Origin of the sequence: Petropleomorpha daqingensis, from assembly GCF_013408985.1 — a bacterium.
Taxonomy (GTDB): Bacteria; Actinomycetota; Actinomycetes; order Mycobacteriales; family Geodermatophilaceae; genus Petropleomorpha; species Petropleomorpha daqingensis.
Map to the genome: position 1 here is coordinate 309,036 of NZ_JACBZT010000001.1, position 21,362 is coordinate 330,397.

A 21,362-nucleotide genomic window follows, 5' to 3' on the forward strand; every position below is an offset into this window, starting at 1 on the left:
CAACATGTGCAAGGATCCGGCCATGGCGTCGAAGATCCACGAGGTCGTCGTCCTCGCCCTGCCGAACCCGACCGCGTTCGAGCTGGGCCTGGCCCCGAAGTTCCTGGGCGGCGCGGTCGACGCCGACGAGCACCCGCTCTACCGGGTGCGGACGGCCACCCTGGACGGCCGCGCGGTGCGCACCTCCGGCGGCTTCTCGGTGCTGCCCGAGCACGACGCCGCGATCCTCGACGAGGCCGACACCGTCGTCGTCCCCGGCCTGCACCTGCCGACGTCGATGCCGGGCGGCCGGCTGCCCGACGGGGCGGCCGAGGTCCTGCGGCGGGCGGCGACCCACGCACGGCTGGTCGCCATCTGCACGGGATCGTTCGCGCTGGCCGCCGCCGGCCTGCTCGACGGCCGGCCGGCCACCACGCACTGGCTGCACGCCGGCGAGTTCGCGGCGCGGTACCCCCAGGTGCGGCTCGACCCCGACGTGCTGTTCGTCGACGACGGCGACGTGCTCACCTCCGCCGGCAACGCGGCCGGGATCGACCTGCTGCTGCACGTCGTCCGGCGGGACCACGGCAGCGAGGTGGCCAACCGGGTCGCCCGGCGCAGCGTCGTCGCACCCTGGCGGGAGGGTGGCCAGTCGCAGTTCGTCGAGCGCCCGGTGCCGGACGACGACGGCGCCGGGACGGCCGCGACCCGGGCCTGGGCGAGCACCCGTCTCGGTGAGCCGCTGACGCTGGCCGACCTCGCCGCGCACGCGCGGATGAGCGTGCGCACCTTCACCCGGCGCTTCCGGGAGGAGACCGGCCTCTCCCCGCAGCGCTGGCTGGCCGGGCAGCGGATCGCGCTGGCCCGCGAGCTGCTGGAGTCCACCGACGCTCCGGTCGACCGGATCGCCGCCGACGCCGGTTTCGGCACGGCGGCCTCCCTCCGCCAGCAGCTGCGCGCCGCGATCGGCGTCTCTCCCCTGGCCTACCGCCGGACCTTCCGCGGTGCAGATGTGACGGGACACTCCCCCCTCGAACGACCCGCATGAGTGCCGCATCTGGTTGAGTGGAGGTACCGGCGCCGCCCTCGCTCATCCGGAGCAGGACTCGACGTCGGGCCCAGGCTGCGCCACCGAGGCGCGCCAGGCCGTGTCGACGTCCACGAGCACGCGCGCTGCTGAGCGCCGCTGCGCCCGTGCGCGCGTCGAGGGCCACCTGAGACGTCGAGGAAGTTCGTTGACCCACCCTGCTCCGCAGTCCGACCGCCCGCGCCGCCGCCGGGGAGGCCGCGGCCGCGGTTCCCGCCCCACGGCAGCCGCGACCCCGCAGCCCGCCGCGCCGGAGGCGCCCGTCGCGGCCCCCGCGATCCCCGCGGGGGATGCCCCCACGGTGCTGCCCACCGACACCACCTTCGAGGCCCTCGGCGTCCCCGCGCCGCTGGTCGAGGTGCTCGCCGCCAGCGGCATCACCGCGCCGTTCCCGATCCAGGTCGCCACGCTGCCCGACACGCTCGCCGGTCGCGACGTGCTCGGCCGCGGGCGCACCGGCTCGGGCAAGACGCTGGCCTTCAGCCTCCCGCTGGTCGCCCGCCTGGCCGCCTCCGACAGCCGCCGCAGCCCGAAGCGGCCGCGCGCGCTCGTCCTCGTGCCGACCCGCGAGCTGGCCAACCAGGTGCTCGCCGTCGTCGACCCGCTGGCCCGCGCGCTGGGCATGCGCGCGACCACGATCTTCGGCGGCGTCGGCCAGAACCCGCAGGTGCAGGCGCTGGCCGCCGGCGTCGACGTGGTCATCGCCTGCCCCGGCCGGCTGGAGGACCTGATCAACCAGGGCCACGCCGACCTCTCCGCCGTCGAGATCACCGTGCTCGACGAGGCCGACCACATGGCCGACCTCGGCTTCCTGCCCGGCGTGAAGCGGCTGCTGGACAAGACGCCGAAGATCGGCCAGCGGCTGCTGTTCTCCGCGACGCTGGACAACGGCGTCGACGTCCTGGTCAAGCGCTACCTGAGCACCCCGACCACCCACTCGGTCGACCCGGCCGTCGCGCCGGTGGCGACGATGACCCACCACGTGTTCCAGGTGCAGAGCGCCGACAAGGCCGAGGTGGTCCGCCAGCTCGCCTCGGGCCTGGGACGCAGCGTGCTGTTCACCCGCACCAAGCACCAGGCCAAGAAGCTGGCCAAGCAGCTGACCGCGGCCGGGATCCCCGCCGTCGACCTGCACGGCAACCTCAGCCAGAACGCCCGCGAGCGCAACCTCGCCGCGTTCAGCGACGGCAGCACCCGGGTGCTGTGCGCGACCGACATCGCCGCCCGCGGCATCCACGTCGACGACGTGGCACTGGTCGTGCACGTCGACCCGCCGGCCGAGCACAAGGCGTACCTGCACCGGTCCGGCCGCACCGCGCGGGCCGGCGCCGGCGGCACGGTGGTCACCGTCAGCACGCCGGACCAGGCCGGCGAGGTGCGGACCCTGGCCCGACAGGCCGGGATCAGCCCGACCGTGACGGCGGTGCGCCCCGGCGCGGCCGAGATCGCCGCGCTCACCGGGCCGGCCGCCCCCTTCGTCGAGCCGGCGCCCGAGCCGGCCCCGCAGCCGCAGGGCCAGGGCGGCGGCCGTCGCCGCCGCGGCGGCTCCGGCTCGTCGACGACCACCAAGGCCGCCACGCCCAAGGCCCGCCCCACCGGACCGGCCCGCACCCGCGCCGAGCTCGCCGCCCGCGCCGGGACGACGTCCGCCGCGTCCTTCAGCGCCCGCTCCCGCCGCGGCCGCTGATCTCCCCCGCCCGCCGCGACGGTTGATGGACCGTCGCGGCGGGCACTGGGCGCTCATGGCACTGCCCATCACCCTGTCGGAGATCCCCGCCCGCGTCTCGGCCGGCGCGTTCATCCTCAACAGCGGCCTCGGCAAGCGCGGGGCCGACGAGGCGACCGCCACCGGGATGCACGGTTTCGCGTCGGGGACCTACCCGTTCCTCAAGTCGGTGCCGCCGCAGCAGTTCCTCAAGGTGCTGTCGACCAGCGAGATCGTGCTGGGTGCGGCGCTGCTGACGCCGTTCGTGCCGACGATCGTCGCCGGGGCGGCGCTCACCGCGTTCTCCGGGGGCCTGCTCGGTCTCTACCTGCAGACGCCGGGCATGCGCAAGCCCGGCAGCCTGGCCCCGACGCAGGACGGGCTGGCGCTGGCCAAGGACGCCTGGCTGGCCGGCATCGGCCTGTCGATCATGCTGCGCGGGTTCACCGCGCGCCGGCAGACCGTGTCGGTGAAGAAGGCCGAGAAGCAGGCGAAGAAGGCGGAGAAGGCCGGTCGCAGGGCCGCCCGCAACGCCGCGAAGGACTGACACCCGCTTCACACGGTCCTCACAGGAACCCGGACTTCCCGGAAGTCCTACAACATTGCAGGATCTCCGGTAGCGGGCCGCTGCCGTCGGGGGCGCCGGCCGCCGCCACCGGGAGGTCCCGTGTCCGTGTCCCAGGTCCGCCACGTCGCCGCGGCGGGCGGTCTCGCCCTGGCCCTCGGGCTGCTGACCGCCTGCGGCGGCAGCAGCGACGCCGCGTCGTCGTCGTCCTCGTCCTCGTCGTCGTCCTCGAGCAGCGCCGCGGGGGACTCCTCGGCCGGGCAGGCGCAGACCCTCACGGTCACCGAGGTCGGCTTCGACATCCGGCTGGAGAGCAGCAACCTGCCCGCCGGGGAGTACACGATCACCGTGAAGAACGAGGGCGACGCGACGCACGACCTGGTGGTCGAGCAGAACGGTGAGGACATCGCCCGGAGCGACACGCTCGGCCCCGGTGACTCGGGGACGTTCACCGTCACGCTCGAGCCCGGGAAGTACGTCTTCTACTGCTCCGTCGGCAACCACCGGGCGATGGGCATGGAGACGGACGTGACGGTCAGCTGATGACCCTCGTCCTGCGCATCGTCGGCGCCGCGCTGCTGGTCGGCGTGGCCGTGATCCACCTCTACCTGTGGCAGCAGGGCTACGACTCGATCGACGTGATCGGTCCGGCGTTCCTGCTCGACACCGTGCTGGGCTTCGGTGGTGCGCTGCTGGTGCTCATCACGCCGCAGCGCTGGCTGCCAGTCGCGGCGGTGCTCGGAGCGCTGCTCTGCCTGGGCACGCTCGCGGCGCTGATCGTCTCGACGACCGTCGGCCTGTTCGGCTTCGTCGAGTCCACGCAGGCGCAGCTGTGGTGGGAGTCGTTCGCGGTCGAGGCGGCGGGCTTCGTCGTCCTGGTCACCCTGGCCGTGGTCGCCCGCCGCCGCACCCGGGTCGTCGGAGGCTGACGAGCGAGGAAACCTCGCTCGTCAGCCTCCGTTCAACCTCAGTTGCCGCTGGAGAAGGCGGCGTCGAAGGCGGCCGCGGGCGGGTCGAAGGCCAGCCGGCGGACGAACTCCAGCGCCTCGGGGGCGCCGACGAGCCGGTCCATGCCGGCGTCCTCCCACTCGACCGAGATCGGGCCGTCGTAGCCGATCGTGTTGAGCATCCGGAAGCAGGCCTCCCACGGGACGTCGCCGTGCCCGGTGGAGACGAAGTCCCACCCGCGCCGCGGGTCGGCCCAGGGCAGGTGCGAGCTCAGCCGGCCGTTGCGGCCGTTGCCGACCTGCTTCTTCGCGTCCTTGCAGTCGACGTGGTAGATCCGGTCCTTGAAGTCCCACAGGAACGAGACCGGGTCGAGGTCCTGCCACACGAAGTGCGACGGGTCCCAGTTCAGCCCGAACGCCTCGCGGTGGCCGATCGCCTCCAGCGTGCGGACCGTCGTCCAGTAGTCGTAGGCGATCTCGCTCGGGTGCACCTCGTGGGCGAACCGGACGCCGACCTCGTCGAACACGTCGAGGATCGGGTTCCAGCGGGCCGCGAAGTCCGCGTAGCCGTCCTCGATCATCGACTCGGGGACCGGTGGGAACATCGCCACGGTCTTCCAGATCTTCGACCCGGTGAACCCGACGACGGTCTTCACACCGAGCCGGGCCGCGGCACGGGCGGTCAGCTTCATCTCCTCGGCCGCCCGCTGCCGGACGCCCTCGGGATCGCCGTCGCCCCACACCCGCGGGTTGACCATGCCGCGGTGCCGCTCGTCGATCGGGTCGTCGCAGACGGCCTGGCCGTTGAGGTGGTTGGAGATGGCGAACAGCTGCAGGCCGTGCTTGTCGAGCAGGCCCAGGCGCTCCTCGACGTAGGAGTCGTCGTTGGCGGCGCGCTCGACGTCGAGGTGGTCGCCCCAGCAGGCGACCTCCAGGCCGTCGTAGCCCCAGTCGGAGGCCAGCCGGCACATCTCCGTGAAGGGCAGGTCGGCCCACTGGCCGGTGAACAGGGTGATCGGGCGGGGCATCGCGTGCTCTCCTCTAGATCTCGGTCCAGGTCGAGTGATCGGCGGCGCTGCGCTCGACGGCGTCGAGCACGCGCTGCACCTGCAGGCCGTCGGCGAAGGACGGCGACGGGTCGTCGCCCTTCGCGATCGCGGTGACCAGGTCGACGACCTGGTGGGTGAACCCGTGCTCGTAGCCGAGCCCGTGCCCGGCCGGCCACCAGGCCGCCACGTACGGGTGCTCGGGCTCGGTGACGACGATCCGCCGGAAGCCGGCGGTCTCGGCGGGCTCGGTGCCGTCGAAGAAGTGCAGGACGTTCATGTCCTCGAAGTCGAACGCCACGCTGCCGGCCGAGCCGTTGATCTCGATCCGGATGGCGTTCTTGCGGCCGAGCGCGAAGCGGGTCGCCTCGAAGACGGCCAGCGCCCCGCCGGTGAACCGGCCCAGGAAGACGGCGGCGTCGTCCACGGTCACCTGGCCGACGCCCTCCCCCGCCGCGCCGGACAGCGACCCCGTGCTGGCCGCGAGCGGCCGCTGCTCGACGAAGGTCTCGAGCAGCCCGCTGACGCCGGTGATCCGCTGGCCGGTGATGTACTGGGTCAGGTCGACGATGTGCGCGCCGATGTCGCCGAGCGCACCGGAGCCGGCCTTGTCCTTCTCCAGCCGCCAGGACATCGGCGCCTGCGGATCGGTGATCCAGTCCTGCAGGTACTGCGCCCGCACGTGGCGGATGTCGCCGAGCCGGCCCTCGGCCACGAGCCGGCGGGCCAGGCCGATCGCCGGCACCCGGCGGTAGGTGAAGCCGACCATCGACCGCACGCCGTTCGCCGCGGCCCGGGTGGCGGCCTCGGTCATCGCCTGGGCTTGCGCGACGGTGTTGGCCAGCGGCTTCTCGCAGAGCACGTGCTTGCCGGCCTCGAGGGCGGCGATGGCGATCTCGGCGTGCGTGTCCCCCGGCGTGCAGACGTCGACCAGGTCGACGTCGTCGCGCTCGAGGAGGCGGTGCCAGTCGGTCTCGGTCTGCGCCCAGCCCAGCCGTCCGGCCGCCTCGGCGACGCGGTCGGGGGTCCGGCCGACCAGCACGGCCAGCTCCGGGTGCAGCGGCAGGTCGAAGAAGTGCGGAGCGGTGCGCCACGCCTGCGAGTGCGCGGCGCCCATGAACGCGTAGCCGATCAGGCCGACGCGGAGAGAGGGCTTGCCCGTGGTCATCGGATCTCCGGAAAAAGACGCGGTGGGGCCGCCGGACGACGGTCCGGCGGCCCCACCCGAACGGTCAGGACTCGAACGCGTTCTTGATGAACTCGTCCACGTTGTCCTTGGTCACCACGGGGGCGTTGAGCATGATCCGGCGCGGGACCCCCTGCGAGGTCAGGTCCGACATGCTCTTGCCCTGGGCGATCAGCCGGGCGAGCTTGATGCCGTCGGCGGCCTGCGTGTGCGGGTAGATGACGGTCGCCTCGAGCACCGAGTCGCCGTCCTGGATGTGCCGCATGGCGTTGGCCGAACCGGCGCCGCCGACCATGAAGAACTCGTCGCGGCCGGCGTTCTCGATGGCGGCCAGGACACCGACGCCCTGGTCGTCGTCGTGGTTCCAGACGGCGTCGAGGTGCGGCGCGGCCTGCAGCAGGTTCGACATCTGCTCCTCACCGGACTCCACGGTGAACTCCGCCGCGACCCGGTGGCTGACCTTGAGCCCGCACCCCTTGAGGGCGTCGGCGAAGCCCTTGCTCCGGTCCTGGGTCAGCGGCAGCGAGTCGATGCCGGCGACCTCGCCGATGATCGCGTCGGGCTTGTCGCCCAGCCGCGAGCAGATGTACGTGCCGGCCGAGACGCCCATGCCGTAGTTGTCGCCCAGGATCGTGGTGCGGGCGGCGAACGGGCTGTCGAACTCGCGGTCGACGTTGATCACCGGGATGCCGGCGTCCATCGCCTGCTGCGCGACGGGCGTCAGGGCGGCGCCGTCGAAGGGCAGCAGCACGATCGCGTCCACCTTCTGGTTGATGAAGGTCTCGACCTGGCTGATCTGGGTGCTGACGTCGTTGGTGCCCTCGGCCACCTGCAGGTCGATGTCGTCGTACTTGTCGGCCTCGTCACGGGCGGCCTGGGTGATACCGGCGATCCAGCCGTGGTCCGCGGCCGGGGCCGAGAAGCCGATGGTGACGGTGTCGCCGGACTCGTCGTTGTCGCTGGCGGCGTTGTTGCCGCCGCCCGAGCTGTTGCTCTCCGGGGTGTTGCTGGTGCAGCCCGTGATCAGGGCACCAGCGGCGATCAGACCCACGGCGGTGGGCATCAGACGCCGGAAGCGGCGCTGCCGCGCTGCAGACATGCCTTCTCCTCGAATGGATGGCGGCCCTCCTCCTCGAGGGAGGCCGGTGTGCACCGGTGGGCCGGACGGCCCGCCGGGGTGGTGCCGATCAGGGGGTGGGCGCCGAGGCCGCCGTGGCGGTGCCGCCGGAGGCGAGGCCGCCCGGTCCACCGGGAGCGCGGGCCCGGCGGACCCGGCCTTCCCGTCCGGCCAGCTGCTGCTGCAGGAGCACGGCGAGGACGATGATCACGCCGCGGGCGATCGCCTGGGCCGAGCTGGACAGGTTGTTGAGCGTGAAGACGTTGCCGAGCGTGGTGAAGATCAGCACGCCGAGGACGGTGCCGACGATCGTGCCGCGGCCGCCGATCAGCAGGGTGCCGCCGATGACGACCGCCGCGATGGCGTCGAGCTCGTAGAGCGTGCCGTGCGTCGAGCTGCCGGTCGTCGTCCTGGCCATGAGCATGACCGCGGCGATCCCGCAGGTGACGCCGGACAGGACGTAGAGCAGCACCGTGTGCCGCTTGACCCGGATGCCGGCGAGCCGGGCCGCCTCGGCGTTGCCGCCCACGGCGAAGGTGCGCCGGCCGAACGTCGTCCGGTTGAGCAGGATCCAGCCCACGACGGCCACGAGCGCGAAGATGATCACCAACGTCGGGATGCCGAGCACGGTCCCGGAGAAGAAGTGCAGGAAGTCCTGGTTGCGGATGATCTGCGTGCGCCGGTTGGAGATGATCTCGGCCAGGCCCCGGGCCGCGGCCAGCATGGCCAGCGTCGCGATGAAGGCGACGAGCTTGCCGTAGGCGATCACGACGCCGTTGACCAGCCCGCAGCCGGCGCCGACCAGGATCGCGGTGACGACCATGACGATCCAGTGGTAGTCGTCGGCGAGCTGCTGGGTCGCCAGCGTGGTGGCCCACACCGAGGACAGCGCGACGATCGCCCCGACCGACAGGTCGATGCCGCCGCCGATGATCACGAAGGTCATCCCGACGCTGACCACACCGATGACGGAGGCCAGCCGCAGGATCGTCAGCACGTTGTCGATGTCGGCGAAGCGGTCGCCCGCGGTGATCACGCCGACCACGCAGAGGATGACCAGGGCGAGGATCAGCCCGAGCAGCCGGACGAACGGACCGGACGTCAGCCCGGGCCGCCGGTTCCCGTTCTGCTCCGAGGCCGAGATCGTGCCGTCGGTCGTGGCGCTGGTGGTCGTGCTCATGCTCCGTCCCCTCCGTGCTGCGTGCCGGAGGCGGCGGCGACCGCGCCGACCGTCCCCTCCATGACCATGTCGAGCACCGCGTGCTCGTCGAGGGCGTCGGCCGTTCGCTCCGCGACGACCGCGCCGTCGGAGATCACCAGGACCCGGTCGGCCAGGCCGAGGACCTCCGGGATCTCGCTGGAGACGACGACGACCGCGACGCCGCGGTCGGCCAGCTCCCGGATCAGCGCGTAGATCTCCGACCGCGCCCCGACGTCGACGCCTCGGGTGGGCTCGTCGAGCAGCAGCACCCGGCAGTCGCGGAGCAGCCAGCGGGCCAGCACGACCTTCTGCTGGTTGCCGCCGGACAGGGTCCGCGCCTCGCGCTCCACGTCGGCGGGGCGGACCTCCAGCGCGGTGACCTGCTTGCGCGCCGCCGCCTTCTCGGCCCGCCGGGACAGGAAGCCGACGGAGGCGAAGCGGCCCAGGCTGGAGATGCTGATGTTGCGGTAGACCGCCTCGCCGAGCAGCAGCGCCTGGCTCTTGCGCTCCTCCGGCGCCAGCCCGATCCCCGCGGCCACCGCGGCGCCGGTGTCGCCGGGCCGCAAGCGGCGGCCGGCGACGCGGACGCTGCCGGCGGAGGGACGCCGGGCGCCGTAGACGGTCTCGAGGATCTCCGAGCGACCCGACCCGACCAGCCCGGCCAGGCCGACGATCTCGCCGGGGCGCACGGTGAAGGAGACGTCGGCGAAGTGCCCGTCCAGCGCCAGGCCGTCGACCTCCAGCAGCGGGTCCGCGTCGCCGGCGAGCGCCGTGCGCCGCGGCGGGAACACGTACTCGATGTCGCGGCCGGTCATCAGGGTGATGACCTCGCGGGTGGGCGTCTCGCGCGCCGGCAGCCCGGTGGCCACCGTGCGGCCGTCCTTGAGGACCGTGATCCGGTCGCCGATCTCGCGGATCTCCTCGAGCCGGTGCGAGATGTAGACGACGGCGACGTCGTCGGCCGTGAGGTCGCGGATGACCCCGAACAGCCGCTCGACCTCTTCGTTGTCCAGGACGGCGGACGGCTCGTCCATGATGATCAGCCGGGCGTCCTGCGAGAGGGCGCGGGCGATGCTGACCATCTGCTGGGCGGCGGCGGGCAGCGAGCCCACCTCGGCGGTCGGGCGGATCTCGGGGTGCCCCAGCCGCGCGAGCAGCGCGCCGGCCAGCCGGTTCGCCCGCGACAGGTGGGACAGGCCGAAGCGGGCGACCTCGCGGCCGAGGAAGATGTTGTCCGCGACGGTCAGGCCGTCGACCAGGTCGAGCTCCTGGTAGATCGTCGCGATGCCCAGGCTCATCGCGGCCTGGGGGTTGCCGAGGCGGACCGGCTCGCCGCGCCAGGTGATCTCGCCGTCGTCCGGCTGGTGCGCCCCGGCGAGCACCTTGATCAGGGTCGACTTCCCGGCACCGTTCTGGCCGAGCAGGCAGTGGACCTCACCGGGCTGCACGTCGAGGTCGACACCGTCGAGCGCGCGCACGCCGGGGAACGCCTTGACGATCCCGCGCATCTGCAGCAGCGGAGCGGTCACCTGCACCCCCGGACTTTTGCTCACCGTTGATCATTAGTCGGTTCACAGCGCAACCTAAGGGGGCGCACAGGAGTGGTCAAGGCCACACACAGGAGTTACCGAACTGCAACGGGCCGGTCCCGCCGTCGTCGGCGGACCCGCGTCAGCGCGCCAGCGCCTGGTGGATCGCGTCCTCGTCGAGGTAGCCCTCGATCGCCATGAGGGCCGCACCGACCCGCCCGGACATCTCCGGTGCATCGCTCACGCTGATCTCCAGCGAGCGCGCGGCCAGCGGCATCGACCTGCGGTAGACCGTCTCGCGGATGCCGGCGAGCAGCGGCAGGCCGGCCTGCGCGACGCCGCCGGTCATCACGATGCGGTGTGGGTTGAAGAAGTTCACCAGCGCGGCGAGGACCGTGCCGATGGTGCGCCCGGAGTTGCGGACCAGCTCGACCGCGGGGCCGTCCCCGTGGTTGGCGAGCTCGATCACCTGCCGGGTCGAGGTGACCGGCAGGCCGGCCGCGAGCGCGTCCCGGAGCAGCGCGCCGCCGCCGGCGATCGCCTCGAGGCAGTTCTCGTTGCCGCACCGGCAGAGCACGGTCCGGTCGTCGGGCTGGGCGACGTAGATGTGCCCGATGTCGCCGGCGCTGCCCTGCGCGCCGCGGTAGACGCGCCCCTCGACGATGACGCCGCAGCCGATGCCGGTGCCGACCTTGACCACGAGCACGTCGTCGGTCGAGTCGGTGACGCCCATCTCGCCGAGGGCCATGACGTTCACGTCGTTGTCGACGTAGACCGGGCAGTCGTACCGGCCGAACGCGCCGGGGATCGGGTGGTCGTGCCAGCCCGGCATGATCGGCGGGTGGGACGGCCGGCCGGTCGAGAACTCCACCGGCCCGGGCACCCCGACCCCGACGGCGCGGACGTCGGCCGGCGTCAGACCGGCGTCGGCCAGCACCTTCTGGGCGAGCCGGTCGACCTCCGCCAGCACCGGCCCCGGGCCGTCGGCGATGTCGATCGGGTGACCGACCGTGGCGAGCACCTGGGCGGAGAGGTCGGTGACGGCGACGTCGACGCTGGTGACCCCGAGGTCGACGGCCAGGACGCAGCCCGCGCGGCTGTTGAAGCGCAGGATCGTCGGCGGGCGCCCGCCGGTGCTCCAGCCCCGGCCGCCCTCCTCGAGCAGGTTGGCGCCGATCAGCTGGTCGACGCGCGCGCTGATCGTGTTCCGGGAGGCGCCGGTGAGCGCGACGAGCTCGGCCCGGCTGCGGGCACGCCCCTTCCGCACGTGGCGCAGCAGCGCGCCGGGCGAGGCAGAGGTGTGCGCCACGGCGTCATAGTGACACGCCCCCGGGCGGATCCCCGCCGGTCGCGATCGTCGGCAGCCCCGTGCGGGTGGCCTGGTCAGCGCGGCGTGCGCCGACCGCGGGGCGGCGGGGCATAGCGGCCCGCCACCTGTGGTTCTCCTGGATGCGGGTCAGGATTGGCTCCCGGACCCGATGGGCAGGGAGGATGTGTCCCGGATCGCTCCCGGCCCGTCGCGGCTGGGAACCCCCGGAGTGGGAGACTGGATTCATCATGACGACATCACCAGTGCAGGCAGGCAGCGCGTCCCCGACCGGTCGCCCGCGGGTGGTGATCGTCGGCACCGGCTTCGGCGGTCTCTTCGCGGCTCAGGCGCTCAAGAAGGCGCCGGTGGACGTCACGGTCATCGGCAAGACCAGCCACCACCTCTTCCAGCCGCTGCTGTACCAGGTGGCTACCGGGATCCTCTCCGAGGGCGAGATCGCCCCGGCCACCCGGGAGATCCTCAAGCGGCACGAGAACACCCGCGTCGTGCTGGGCGAGGTCACCGACATCGACCTGACGAACCGCACGGTCACCTCGACCGTCCTGGGCCGCACCAGCGTGCACCCGTACGACGAGCTGATCGTCGCCGCCGGGGCCGGGCAGTCCTACTTCGGCAACGACCAGTTCGCCGAGTTCGCCCCGGGGATGAAGAGCATCGACGACGCCCTCGAGCTGCGCGGCCGGATCTTCGGCGCCTTCGAGCTGGCGGAGCTGGCCACCGACCAGTCCGAGATCGACCGGCTGATGACCTTCGTCGTCGTCGGCGCCGGCCCGACGGGTGTGGAGATGGCCGGGCAGATCGCCGAGCTCGCGCACCGCACGCTCAAGCACGACTTCCGCAACATCGACCCGACCACCGCGCGGATCATCCTGCTCGACGCGGCGCCCTTGGTGCTGCCGTCGTTCGGCGAGCGGCTCGGCGGCAAGGCCCGCCGCCAGCTCAACGAGATGGGCGTCGAGGTCCAGCTCGGCGCGATGGTCACCAACCTCGACGAGAACGGCATCGAGGTCAAGGACTCCGACGGCACCTCGCGGCGGATCAACGCGGCCACCAAGATCTGGGCCGCCGGCGTGCAGGCCTCCCCGCTGGGCAAGCAGCTCGCCGAGCAGTCCGGTGCGGCCGTCGACCGCGCCGGCCGCGTGTCGGTGCTGCCCGACCTGACCCTCCCGGGCCACCCGGAGGTGCACGTCGTCGGCGACATGATCAACCTGGACAAGCTGCCCGGCGTCGCGCAGGTGGCGATCCAGGGCGGCCGGTACTCCGCCGACGCGATCAAGCGCCGGATCGCCGGCAAGCCGGCGGCCGCGCCGTTCAAGTACTTCGACAAGGGCTCGATGGCGACGATCTCGCGGTTCTCCGCGGTCGCCGACATCGGCAAGTTCCGGTTCGGCGGCTTCATCGCCTGGGTGCTCTGGCTGGTCGTCCACCTGATGTACATCGTGGGCTTCAAGAGCCGGGTGACGACGGTGTTCCACTGGGCGATCAGCTTCCTGGGCCGCGGCCGCTCGCAGCGCGTCGCCACCCAGCAGCAGGTCTACGGCCGGCTCGCCCTGGAGCACCTCGGGCCCGAGTTCGAGCAGTCGAAGACCGGCGGGCTGGCCGACGACGCGCCCGCCGAGGACCTCACCGGGCGCCGCTCCGCCTAGCTTTCGCCCTTGAGGTCAAGACCGTCGGGCGGGCAGGTGTCATCCGGCCGGGTGCGGGGGGCGTCCGGCCTGGGAGCGCAGCGCGGTGATCGGTCCGGCGGTGGGGCCTGGTCGGCAGGCTGATCAGACGCCGTCGAGCGGCAGGCTTTCTTGTGCGCCGTGGGCGGCCCCAGGGCGAGCGGGCGGCAAGCTAGGTTGCGCCGTCGTGCGGCATAGCTGTCACAGCCGTCACCGCTCGCTCTGGTGCCGGGCTCGACGGTAGCGCTGTTCGTCGAAGGGTTGTTGGGTCTGGAGCAGGGTGTAGGCCAGTCGGCAGGCGTGGCGGGCCAGGGCGATGCGGACCGGGATCGGGCGCAGGCCGCGGGCGCGCAGCTCGTGGGCGCGGTCGATGAACGGCCCGCAGTGCTGGGACAGGCCCCAGGCGAGGTTCATCAGCGCATCGCGGTGTTCGGGCAGCCCCTGACGGGAGATCGGGGTGCGCCGGTTGATCGTCGCCGACCGGTAGCTGCCCGGGGCCAGGCCGGTGGCCGAGTAGAGATGCTCCGCGGTGGGGAACCGGGCAATCGGCAGGCTGAACGCGGCGAAGGCTGCTGCACGACTGGTGGCCACACCGGGCAGCGTGGTGAGGATCTGCCCGGCGCTTTCGGCCAGCAGAGCGGTGATCTCCGCGTCGACCGCGGCGATGTCGGCAGCGATCGCCCGCCAGCGGGCCACGCTCCGGCTCAACCGCGCTGCTCGTGCCGAGGCGTCGGGCGGCGGTGGCAGGCAGGCCCGCCACCGCCCGACCCAGAACTCCGCTTCGCTGGTGAGCACGCGCCCCCGGGCTCGAGCGCGCAGCGAACGGATCGAGGGCGGTCGGCCGGCGAAGGCCGCGGCGCAGTCCAGCACCGCCTGCCCGATCACGCTGTCGGCCGGCAGCGCCCGGCCATGCCCGTCGGGTGCGGCCAGTCCGGGGCAGAGGGCATGCAGTTGATCGTGCAGCCGCTGCTGGGCCACCTTGTGCTCGCCGATCAGGCCGCGGCGGTGGCGAACAGCCGCGGTGAGCGCGTCCTGTTCCTGGTCGGGCACCGGCCGGCCCTGTCCTTGGCGGGCCAGGTAGGTCAGCGCCGCGCAGTCCCGGTCATCGGTCTTGAATCGCCGCGATCCCAGTTGTGCTCGGGCGGCGGTGGTCTCCGAGGGCGCGAAGAGCCGGACCGATCCGGGAAACCGCTGGTTGAGCTCGCGCAGCCAGGCCTGATGCAGCCCGCCGGAGGCCTCGATGGCGAACACCGGACCCGAGGGGCCGACGTGGTCCACGACCAGTCGGTGCAGCTGCTCCAGCCCCGGACGCAACACCGGCAGCGACAGCGGCGGCACCACCTGGCCGACTTCACCGGTGCTCAACCAGACCCGATTGCTGACCTTCCCCGGATCGATGGCCACCACCAGCGTCGACGCCGGCAGCGCCTCGTGCAGCAAGCCCACGACAACCTCCCGTCCACCGCGGAAACGTCGTCAGGACGCTTCCGCAGGAACGGGGTCAACGGCTATCAGCTGTACCCAGCCATCAGGTTGGTGCCAGCCGGCTGACCGGCGGCAGTCCGCCGAGTGCACTGTGGCGGCGCCGAGTGTTGTAGTGCTGGAGCCAGGGAGCAAGGGCGGCTGAGCGTTCACCGTTGCTGGTAAATGCCTGCCGGTAGGCCCACTCGGTGGCCAGGGTGCGGTTGAGCCGTTCGACTTTGCCGTTCTGCCACGGGCAGTGCGGCTTGATGAACACCTGTCGAGCGCCCAGGTCGGTGATGACGTCGCGGAGGGAGTACCGGTAGGCCCAGGCGTTGTCGGTCATCACCCGCTCGATGCGGCCGATGCCGTGATCGGCGAAGTAGGTCGCGGCTCGGGCGAGGAACGCCGCGCAGGTGGTGCCCTTCTCGTCGGCTTGGATCTCGGAGTAGGCCAGCCGCGAGTAGTCATCGACCAGGGAGTGCACGTAGTCGAAGCCGACGACGGCCGAGCGGCGGCGGCTGGTGCTGCCCGCAGCGCGGCCGTGCGCACGCCAGCCCCCGCCGTCGGGGATGCGGGCAAGCTTCTTGACGTCCATGTGCACCAGCTCGCCGGGGGCCGACCGCTCGTATCTGACCGCGGTCACCTTCGAGGCCCGGATCATCTCGCCGGTCATCGGGTCCAGGACAGCCAGCCGGGGCTGCCCACGGCGGACCAGCACGCGGGACACCGTGCGGGCCGGCACGCCCAGCTCGGCGCCGATCCACGCGGGCCCTCGGCGCTGCTGGCGGCGTAGCTCGACGATGCGGTCCTCGGTCTCGGCCGGGATGCGCCGAGGGCTGGTGTGCGGGCGGCTGGACCGGTCGACCAACCCGGCCTCGCCCTCGTCCTTGAAGCGGTTGATCCAGGTCCGAACGCACTTGCGGGAGACCCCCATTGCCGCAGCGATGTGCGCCTGGCGCCAGCCGGAGGCATGCCGCTCGACGATCAACTTCCGGCCGTGAACAGTCAGGCGAGCATTACCGTGGGACACGAGAACCTCCGGGCGGATGTGGGCCTTAGACAAGCCACACCCCACTCGGAGGTTCTCCTGCGTTCAACCCTCAACGCTGTCACCAACGTCGTGGCTGGGTACACCTAGCGCCCGGCGCCCTCGCGGACGACGGCCGCGGCGACCGCCCGGGGATCACCGGTCCGCAGCCAGGTCCGGCGCTGCCGCGTGGCCGACGTCCCCCGGAACAGCAGCTCCTGCGCCAGGACGACGACCTCCTCCCACTCACCGGCGGCGCGGAGGTCGTCCTCGAGCTCGGCGAGCAGCCGGCGCAGCGCGACGCGGGCGTCGACGAGCCGGCCGAGCTGGGGGTCGAACAGCTCGCCGCCGATCCCGTGCCGGGCGGCGCGCCAGCGGGCCGCGCGCAGCAGCTCCGGCCGCGGGTCGGGGAACGGCTCCTCGCGGACCGCCCGCGCCGCGAGCACCCGCACCAGCGAGCGGATCAGCGCGGCGTGCAGGACGGCGTCGTCCACCGACGTGCAGACGTCGCCGATGCGGAACTCGAGCGTGGGCAGGTGGTACGAGGGCCGCACGTCCCAGTAGAGGTGGGAGCTGTCGGCGATCACGCCGGTGGCGACCAGCCCGTCGACCACCTCGGTGAACCGCTGCGCGCTGCCGAACAGCTCCGGCGGGCCGGAGATCGGCCAGCGCGACCACCACTGGGTGCGGTAGCTGTCGTAGCCGGTGTCGAGGCCGTCGTGGAACGGCGAGCTGCCGGTCATGGCCAGCAGCAGCGGCAGGTACGGGCGGGCGCGGTCCATCACCGCCACCGCCGTCTCCAGGTCGGGGACGCCGACGTGCACGTGGCAGCCGGCGATGTCCTGCTGCTGGGCCAGCACCGCCCACCGGACGACCATCGCCTCGTAGCGCGGGGCGGCGGTGACCTCCTGGTCGCGCCACGACGCGAAGGGGTGGGTCGAGGCCGGCAGCAGCGCGCGGCCCGCCGCGGCGGCGGCCGCCGAAGCCTCGGCGCGGGTCACCACCAGCTCGGCGCGCAGGTCGTCGAGCGTGCTGCAGATCCCGCTCGCCGTCTCCAGCTGGGTGGTGGTGATCTCGGCGTGCAGATGCGGACCCGCCTCGCCGAGCATGGCGGAGGCCGAGAGCTCCGCACTGGGCAGCAGGTCGAAGGTCTCGGGATCGACGAGGTGGAACTCCTCCTCGATGCCGAAGGTCGCCCCCGGCACGGCGGGCGGGGACGGGCGTTCGAGCGTCGCGGCCACGCCGACGGGCGCGAGCGTCGCGGCGCCGGAGGCCGGGGACTCGGGGCAAGGGACGACGGAAGGACGTTCCACGCGCGCGCTCCTCTGCACTGAGGGGCCTGTGGGGGACGTTGCGTGGCGCCGCGAGCGGAGCCGGCCGAGCAGGGGTGCGTCGTCGGCCGGTCCTCGGCCGTGCCGGAACGGTACGGCGTCCGGTGGCCCCGGCGCACCCCCTATCCCGAAGACGATCCGGGCCGGAATTCCGTTCCCAGTCAGGGTTCGGCGAGCCAGGCGAAGCCGAGACCGGGGACCACGAGCCGGCCGCCGGCGACCTCGGGCGGCCCGTCGCTGGTCAGCACCGGTGCGAACGCACCGAAGCCGGTCACGGTGTCGGCGTCCACCACCTGCGGGGTCGCGGAGAAGTTCGCCAGACCGACGAAGGTGCCGCTGCGGGCCGACCGCCGTCGCCAGGCCAGGACGGCGTCGCTGCCGGCGTCGAACACCGTGGACTCGGCGCCGCCGTGCAGCGCCAGCTGCGACCGCCGGACCTCGCCGAGCTGCCGGATCCGGCCGAAGACCCGACCCTCCAGCGTGGTCGGGTCGGTCCGCCGCTGCGCCGCGGCCCAGTCCATGACCGGGCGGTGCATCCACCTGTTGTCCGGCGCGCGCGACGGGTCCGCCAGGTAGCGGTCGTCGTTGAGCAGCGCGATCTCGTCGCCCATGTACAGCAGCGGGATGCCGCCCCACGCGAAGGCGACCGAGTACAGCAGCACGAGCCGGCGGATCCCGGCCTCCAGGGCGGCGTCGTCCCCGCGTTCGAGGGCGTCCTCGATGCCGCACAGCGAGGCCGCGGAGCCGGAGATCCGCGCGTCGCCGGTCAGCGCGTTCTCCTGGAACAGCGCGCCGCGGGCCGACGAGGCCGGGTAGTGGCCGGCGAAGAAGTCGTTGAGGAAGCGGCGGTGCGAATGGCCGCCGACCCCGATCGCCGCGGCGTCCTCGTCGGTGACCGCCCAGCCGATGTCGTCGTGCCCGCGGACGTAGGTGACCCAGGTGGTCGTCGGGGGGATCGGCCGCATCCGGCCCAGCGCGTGCCGGGCCAGCCGGGCGTCCTGGGTGGCCAGGCTGCTCCAGAGCAGCACCATGAGCGAGTTGTGGTAGGCCAGCTCGCACTCGGGGCGGTAGCGCTCGTGGCCGCCGAGGTAGGGCACCAGGTCGTCGGGCGCCACGATCGCCTCGGCCTTGAAGACCACGCCCGGCGCGGCCACCCGGGTGAGCGCGTGCAGCAGCTGCAGCAGCGTGTGCACCTCGGGCTGGTTCTGGCAGGTGGTGCCCAGGCGCTTCCCCATGAACGGGACGGCGTCCATCCGGAACACGTCGACGCCGCGGTTGGCCAGCCAGACGATCTCGCCGAGCATCGCCAGGGTCACCGCGGGGTTCGTGTAGTCGAGGTCCCACTGGTAGGGCCAGAACGTCGTCCAGACCCACCCGCCCGCGCCGCCGCACGCCTCCGGCACCCAGCTGAACGAGCCGGGCGCCCGGTCGGGGAACACCTCGGGGATCGTCGCGTCGTACGCGTCGGGCACCTGCCGGTCGGGGAAGGCGCTGTAGAACCCCGCGTACGCGGGGTCGCCGGCCAGCCAGGCCTGCGCCCACGGGTGCTCGCGGGCGGTGTGGTTGAGCACGAGGTCGATGCACAGGCTCATGTCCCGCTCGTGCAGCGCCCCGGCGACCCGCTCGAGGTCGGCCATCGTGCCCAGCCGGGGGTCGACGGCGCGGTAGTCGGCGACCGCGTAGCCGCCGTCGTTCTCGCCCTCGCGCGGCCGCAGCAGCGGCATCAGGTGCAGGTACGTGGTGCCCAGCTCGGCGAGGTAGTCGAGGTGCTCGGGCAGCCGGTCCAGGGTTCCGCAGAAGTGGTCGACGTAGCAGACGTAGCCCTGCATGCGGCTGCGCTGGAACCAGCCGGGATCGATCTCGCGGCGACGGTCCAGCCGTCGCAGCGCGGCCGGCCGGTCGGCGGCCGCGGCCAGGACGATCCGGAACGCCGTCGCCATGAGGGCGTCGGGCTCGTCGTACAGGACGGCGAGCGGCTCGTGGACGTCGAACAGCGCCAGTTCCGCGCGGGCGAGGAAGGCGTCGACCTCCTCCCCCAGCGCTGCCTGCGCCTCGGCCGCCAGCTGCGGCCGGAGCTCCGCCCAGGCGCGATCCGCCGCTGCTCGGCGGGCGGCGTCCGATGCCGTCATGGCTGAGATAGTGCAGGCATGTCGCCCCGGATGCTGACCGGCCTCGACTACGCCCCGGCCGACCCGCCGGGCAGCCGCGGCCACACGCTCGACCTGTACCTGCCGGGCGGCGACGGTCCGTGGCCGGTGTTGATCGCGTGCGGTGGCAGCGCCTTCCTCGACGACGGCGGCTCCTACTACGCCGCCGAGCTCGCCCCCTGGTTCACCGGGGCGGGCTTCGCCGTCGCCGGGGTGTGCACCCGCTCCAGCGGGCAGGCGCGGTTCCCGGCCCAGGTGCACGACGTGAAGGCCGCGATCCGCTGGCTCCGGGCCCACGCCGGCGACCACGGCCTGGACCCCGCGCGGTTCGCGATCATGGGCGACTCGTCCGGCGGGTGGACGGCGGCCATGGCCGGGCTCGCCGGGGACGAGCTGGAGGGTTCGGTCGGCGAGACGCGCGGCTCCAGCCGCGTGCAGGCCGTCGTCGACCTCTACGGCCCGACCGACTTCCTGCTGATGGACGCGCAGATGCTGCCCGGCGCGTGCGCGTCGTTCAACGAGCTGATGGGCCTCACCGACTGCCACGACGATCCCGGTTCCCCGGAGTCCCGGCTCATGGGCTTCCCGATCCAGAGCCGTCCGCACGAGGTCGGGGCGGCGAACCCGTGCACCCACGTCTCCGCCGACGCCCCGCCGTTCCTCATCGCCCACGGGCAGCTCGACGCGCTGGTCCCGCACGGGCAGAGCGAGCAGCTGTTCGGGGCCCTGGCCGCGGTCGGCGCCGAGGCGACGTTCTTCTCGGTCCCGCAGATCGGGCACGACAAGGGCATCGTCTCCCCCGCCCTGCCCGAGGCGGCGGTCCGCTCGACGTCGTCCCGGGGCACCGAACGTGAGACGCGGCCGACGCTGGAGGCGATCGAGCGCTTCCTGCGCTCGGCCCTCGGCTGAGGTGTTCACCGTCGGCGCAACGGGACGGGTGCCGAGCGGCGGCCGGACGGCGTTCACTGGTCGTGTAATTCCGTAATCAAGGGAGGGGCGGCCATGAGCGTGCTGCCGGAACCCGGAACGCACACCGACGAGGCCCTGGACGCCTACTCCCAGATCGTCACCGCGGTCGCCGCGGACCTGACCCCGCACGTCGCCGCGCTGCAGGTGACCGACTCCTACGGTCGCGGGGGTGCGGGCTCGGCCGTCGTCTTCACCCCGGACGGCCTGCTGCTCACCAACGCGCACGTGGTCTCGCGCGCGCAGCGCGGGCGGGCGGTGTTCAGCGACGGCAGCGAGACCGACGTCGACGTCGTCGGCGCCGACCCGCTGTCCGACCTCGCCGTCGTCCGCGCCCGGACGACGACGCCGCCGCCGGCCGAGCTCGGGGACGCGGGCTCGCTGCGCGTCGGCCAGCTCGTCGTCGCGGTCGGCAACCCGCTGGGTCTGGCCGGGTCGGTGACCGCCGGCGTGGTGAGCGGCCTCGGCCGGTCGCTGCCCACCCGCGACGGGCGGACGGCCCGCGTGGTGGAGGACGTCATCCAGACCGACGCCGCGCTCAACCCCGGCAACTCCGGCGGGGCGCTGGCCGACTCCACCAGCCGGGTGGTGGGGATCAACACCGCCGTCGCGGGGTGGGGTCTGGGGCTGGCGGTGCCGATCAACGACACCACCCGCCGGATCATCAGCTCGCTGATCCGCGACGGACGCGTCCGACGGGCCTACCTCGGCGTGGTCAGCACGCCGGCACCGCTGCCGGCACCGCTGGCCGAGCGCACCGGGCGGAAGCTGGGCCTGCGGATCATCGACGTCGTCGCCGGTTCACCCGCCGATCGTGCCGGGCTCAAGTCGGGCGATCTGGTGCTCGAGGCGGGACGGCGACCGGTGGCCGAGGCGCAGAGCCTGCAGCGGCTGCTGTTCGCCGACGCGATCGGCCGGGAGTTGCCGGTGACGGTCTACCGGCGCGGCGCGATGGTCGACGTGATCACCGTGCCGACCGAGCTGACAGGCGGCTGAGCGCCTCGGCCGAGAGCCGGCCGGCGTCGTCCGCACGTGGGTCTCTTGCTCAAGACGTTCCCGCGGGAACGCGCC

18 protein-coding genes are annotated in these 21,362 nt (G+C 73.0%); 8 read left to right on the top strand and 10 right to left on the bottom strand.

The features are described 5' to 3' along the window. Positions 1 to 22: 22 nt before the first annotated feature. The 5 genes from GGQ55_RS01535 (at position 23) to GGQ55_RS01555 (ending at position 4,265) form a co-directional block, all read left to right on the top strand. Entirely contained in the window at positions 23 to 1,027 is a 1,005-nt protein-coding gene (locus tag GGQ55_RS01535) for a GlxA family transcriptional regulator (protein WP_246323744.1), read from the top strand. A gap of 340 nt (positions 1,028 to 1,367) precedes the next feature. Then, complete coding sequence (locus tag GGQ55_RS01540) at positions 1,368 to 2,753, top strand: DEAD/DEAH box helicase (RefSeq protein ID WP_366488529.1); 1,386 nt, start codon at positions 1,368 to 1,370, stop codon at positions 2,751 to 2,753. A 55-nt stretch (positions 2,754 to 2,808) separates the two neighbouring features. Next, the gene (locus tag GGQ55_RS01545) at positions 2,809 to 3,318 is read left to right on the top strand and encodes a hypothetical protein (protein WP_179714801.1); all 510 of its coding nucleotides are present in this window, start codon (positions 2,809 to 2,811) and stop codon (positions 3,316 to 3,318) included. 120 nt (positions 3,319 to 3,438) lie between these two features. Continuing rightward, a complete protein-coding gene (locus GGQ55_RS01550) occupies positions 3,439 to 3,879 on the top strand; it encodes a cupredoxin domain-containing protein (protein ID WP_179714802.1) in 441 nt (146 codons plus the stop codon). Beyond that, positions 3,879 to 4,265: a hypothetical protein gene (locus tag GGQ55_RS01555; protein ID WP_179714803.1), complete on the top strand. Its 387-nt coding sequence runs from the start codon at positions 3,879 to 3,881 to the stop codon at positions 4,263 to 4,265. The genes GGQ55_RS01550 and GGQ55_RS01555 overlap by 1 nt, the downstream gene beginning before the upstream one ends. A 38-nt stretch (positions 4,266 to 4,303) precedes the next feature. On the opposite strand, the gene GGQ55_RS01560 is transcribed toward GGQ55_RS01555, so the two are convergent. From GGQ55_RS01560 to GGQ55_RS01585, 6 genes are all read right to left on the bottom strand, one after another. Next, positions 4,304 to 5,311, bottom strand: a complete 1,008-nt coding sequence (locus tag GGQ55_RS01560; protein WP_179714804.1) for a sugar phosphate isomerase/epimerase family protein — start codon at positions 5,309 to 5,311, stop codon at positions 4,304 to 4,306. A gap of 13 nt (positions 5,312 to 5,324) precedes the next feature. Next, complete coding sequence (locus GGQ55_RS01565) at positions 5,325 to 6,497, bottom strand: Gfo/Idh/MocA family protein (protein WP_179714805.1); 1,173 nt, start codon at positions 6,495 to 6,497, stop codon at positions 5,325 to 5,327. Between the two features lie 64 nt (positions 6,498 to 6,561). Continuing rightward, positions 6,562 to 7,614: a substrate-binding domain-containing protein gene (locus GGQ55_RS01570; protein WP_179714806.1), complete on the bottom strand. Its 1,053-nt coding sequence runs from the start codon at positions 7,612 to 7,614 to the stop codon at positions 6,562 to 6,564. Between the two features lie 88 nt (positions 7,615 to 7,702). After that, the gene (locus GGQ55_RS01575; protein WP_179714807.1) at positions 7,703 to 8,812 is read right to left on the bottom strand and encodes an ABC transporter permease; all 1,110 of its coding nucleotides are present in this window, start codon (positions 8,810 to 8,812) and stop codon (positions 7,703 to 7,705) included. Continuing rightward, positions 8,809 to 10,386, bottom strand: a complete 1,578-nt coding sequence (locus tag GGQ55_RS01580; RefSeq protein WP_366488531.1) for a sugar ABC transporter ATP-binding protein — start codon at positions 10,384 to 10,386, stop codon at positions 8,809 to 8,811. The genes GGQ55_RS01575 and GGQ55_RS01580 overlap by 4 nt, the downstream gene beginning before the upstream one ends. Before the next feature lie 118 nt (positions 10,387 to 10,504). Next, positions 10,505 to 11,671 (bottom strand): ROK family protein, encoded by a 1,167-nt coding sequence (locus GGQ55_RS01585; RefSeq protein WP_179714808.1) that lies wholly within the window; start codon positions 11,669 to 11,671, stop codon positions 10,505 to 10,507. Between the two features lie 248 nt (positions 11,672 to 11,919). On the opposite strand from GGQ55_RS01585, the gene GGQ55_RS01590 reads away from it, so the two are divergent. Beyond that, on the top strand, positions 11,920 to 13,338 hold the full coding sequence (locus tag GGQ55_RS01590; protein WP_179714809.1) for an NAD(P)/FAD-dependent oxidoreductase: 1,419 nt from the start codon (positions 11,920 to 11,922) through the stop codon (positions 13,336 to 13,338). 228 nt (positions 13,339 to 13,566) lie between these two features. Here the strand turns inward: GGQ55_RS01590 and GGQ55_RS01595 are convergent, their stop codons facing one another. From GGQ55_RS01595 to GGQ55_RS01610, 4 genes are all read right to left on the bottom strand, one after another. Next, positions 13,567 to 14,802 carry an IS110 family RNA-guided transposase gene (locus GGQ55_RS01595; protein ID WP_179714810.1) on the bottom strand — a complete coding sequence of 412 codons (1,236 nt, stop codon included), beginning with the start codon at positions 14,800 to 14,802 and terminating at the stop codon, positions 13,567 to 13,569. Positions 14,803 to 14,884: 82 nt separating this feature from the next. After that, the gene (locus tag GGQ55_RS01600) at positions 14,885 to 15,850 is read right to left on the bottom strand and encodes an IS481 family transposase (protein ID WP_179714811.1); all 966 of its coding nucleotides are present in this window, start codon (positions 15,848 to 15,850) and stop codon (positions 14,885 to 14,887) included. A 104-nt stretch (positions 15,851 to 15,954) separates the two neighbouring features. After that, on the bottom strand, positions 15,955 to 17,160 hold the full coding sequence (locus tag GGQ55_RS01605; protein WP_179714812.1) for a carboxylate-amine ligase: 1,206 nt from the start codon (positions 17,158 to 17,160) through the stop codon (positions 15,955 to 15,957). Positions 17,161 to 17,339: 179 nt separating this feature from the next. Further along, positions 17,340 to 19,307, bottom strand: coding sequence for an alpha-amylase family protein (locus GGQ55_RS01610; RefSeq protein WP_179714813.1), 1,968 nt, complete (start codon positions 19,305 to 19,307; stop codon positions 17,340 to 17,342). 18 nt (positions 19,308 to 19,325) lie between these two features. Between GGQ55_RS01610 and GGQ55_RS01615 the strand changes: the two genes are divergently transcribed. After that, positions 19,326 to 20,234, top strand: a complete 909-nt coding sequence (locus GGQ55_RS01615) for an alpha/beta hydrolase (protein WP_179714814.1) — start codon at positions 19,326 to 19,328, stop codon at positions 20,232 to 20,234. Positions 20,235 to 20,327: 93 nt separating this feature from the next. Further along, positions 20,328 to 21,287: a S1C family serine protease gene (locus GGQ55_RS01620; RefSeq protein ID WP_179714815.1), complete on the top strand. Its 960-nt coding sequence runs from the start codon at positions 20,328 to 20,330 to the stop codon at positions 21,285 to 21,287. Positions 21,288 to 21,362 lie beyond the last annotated feature (75 nt).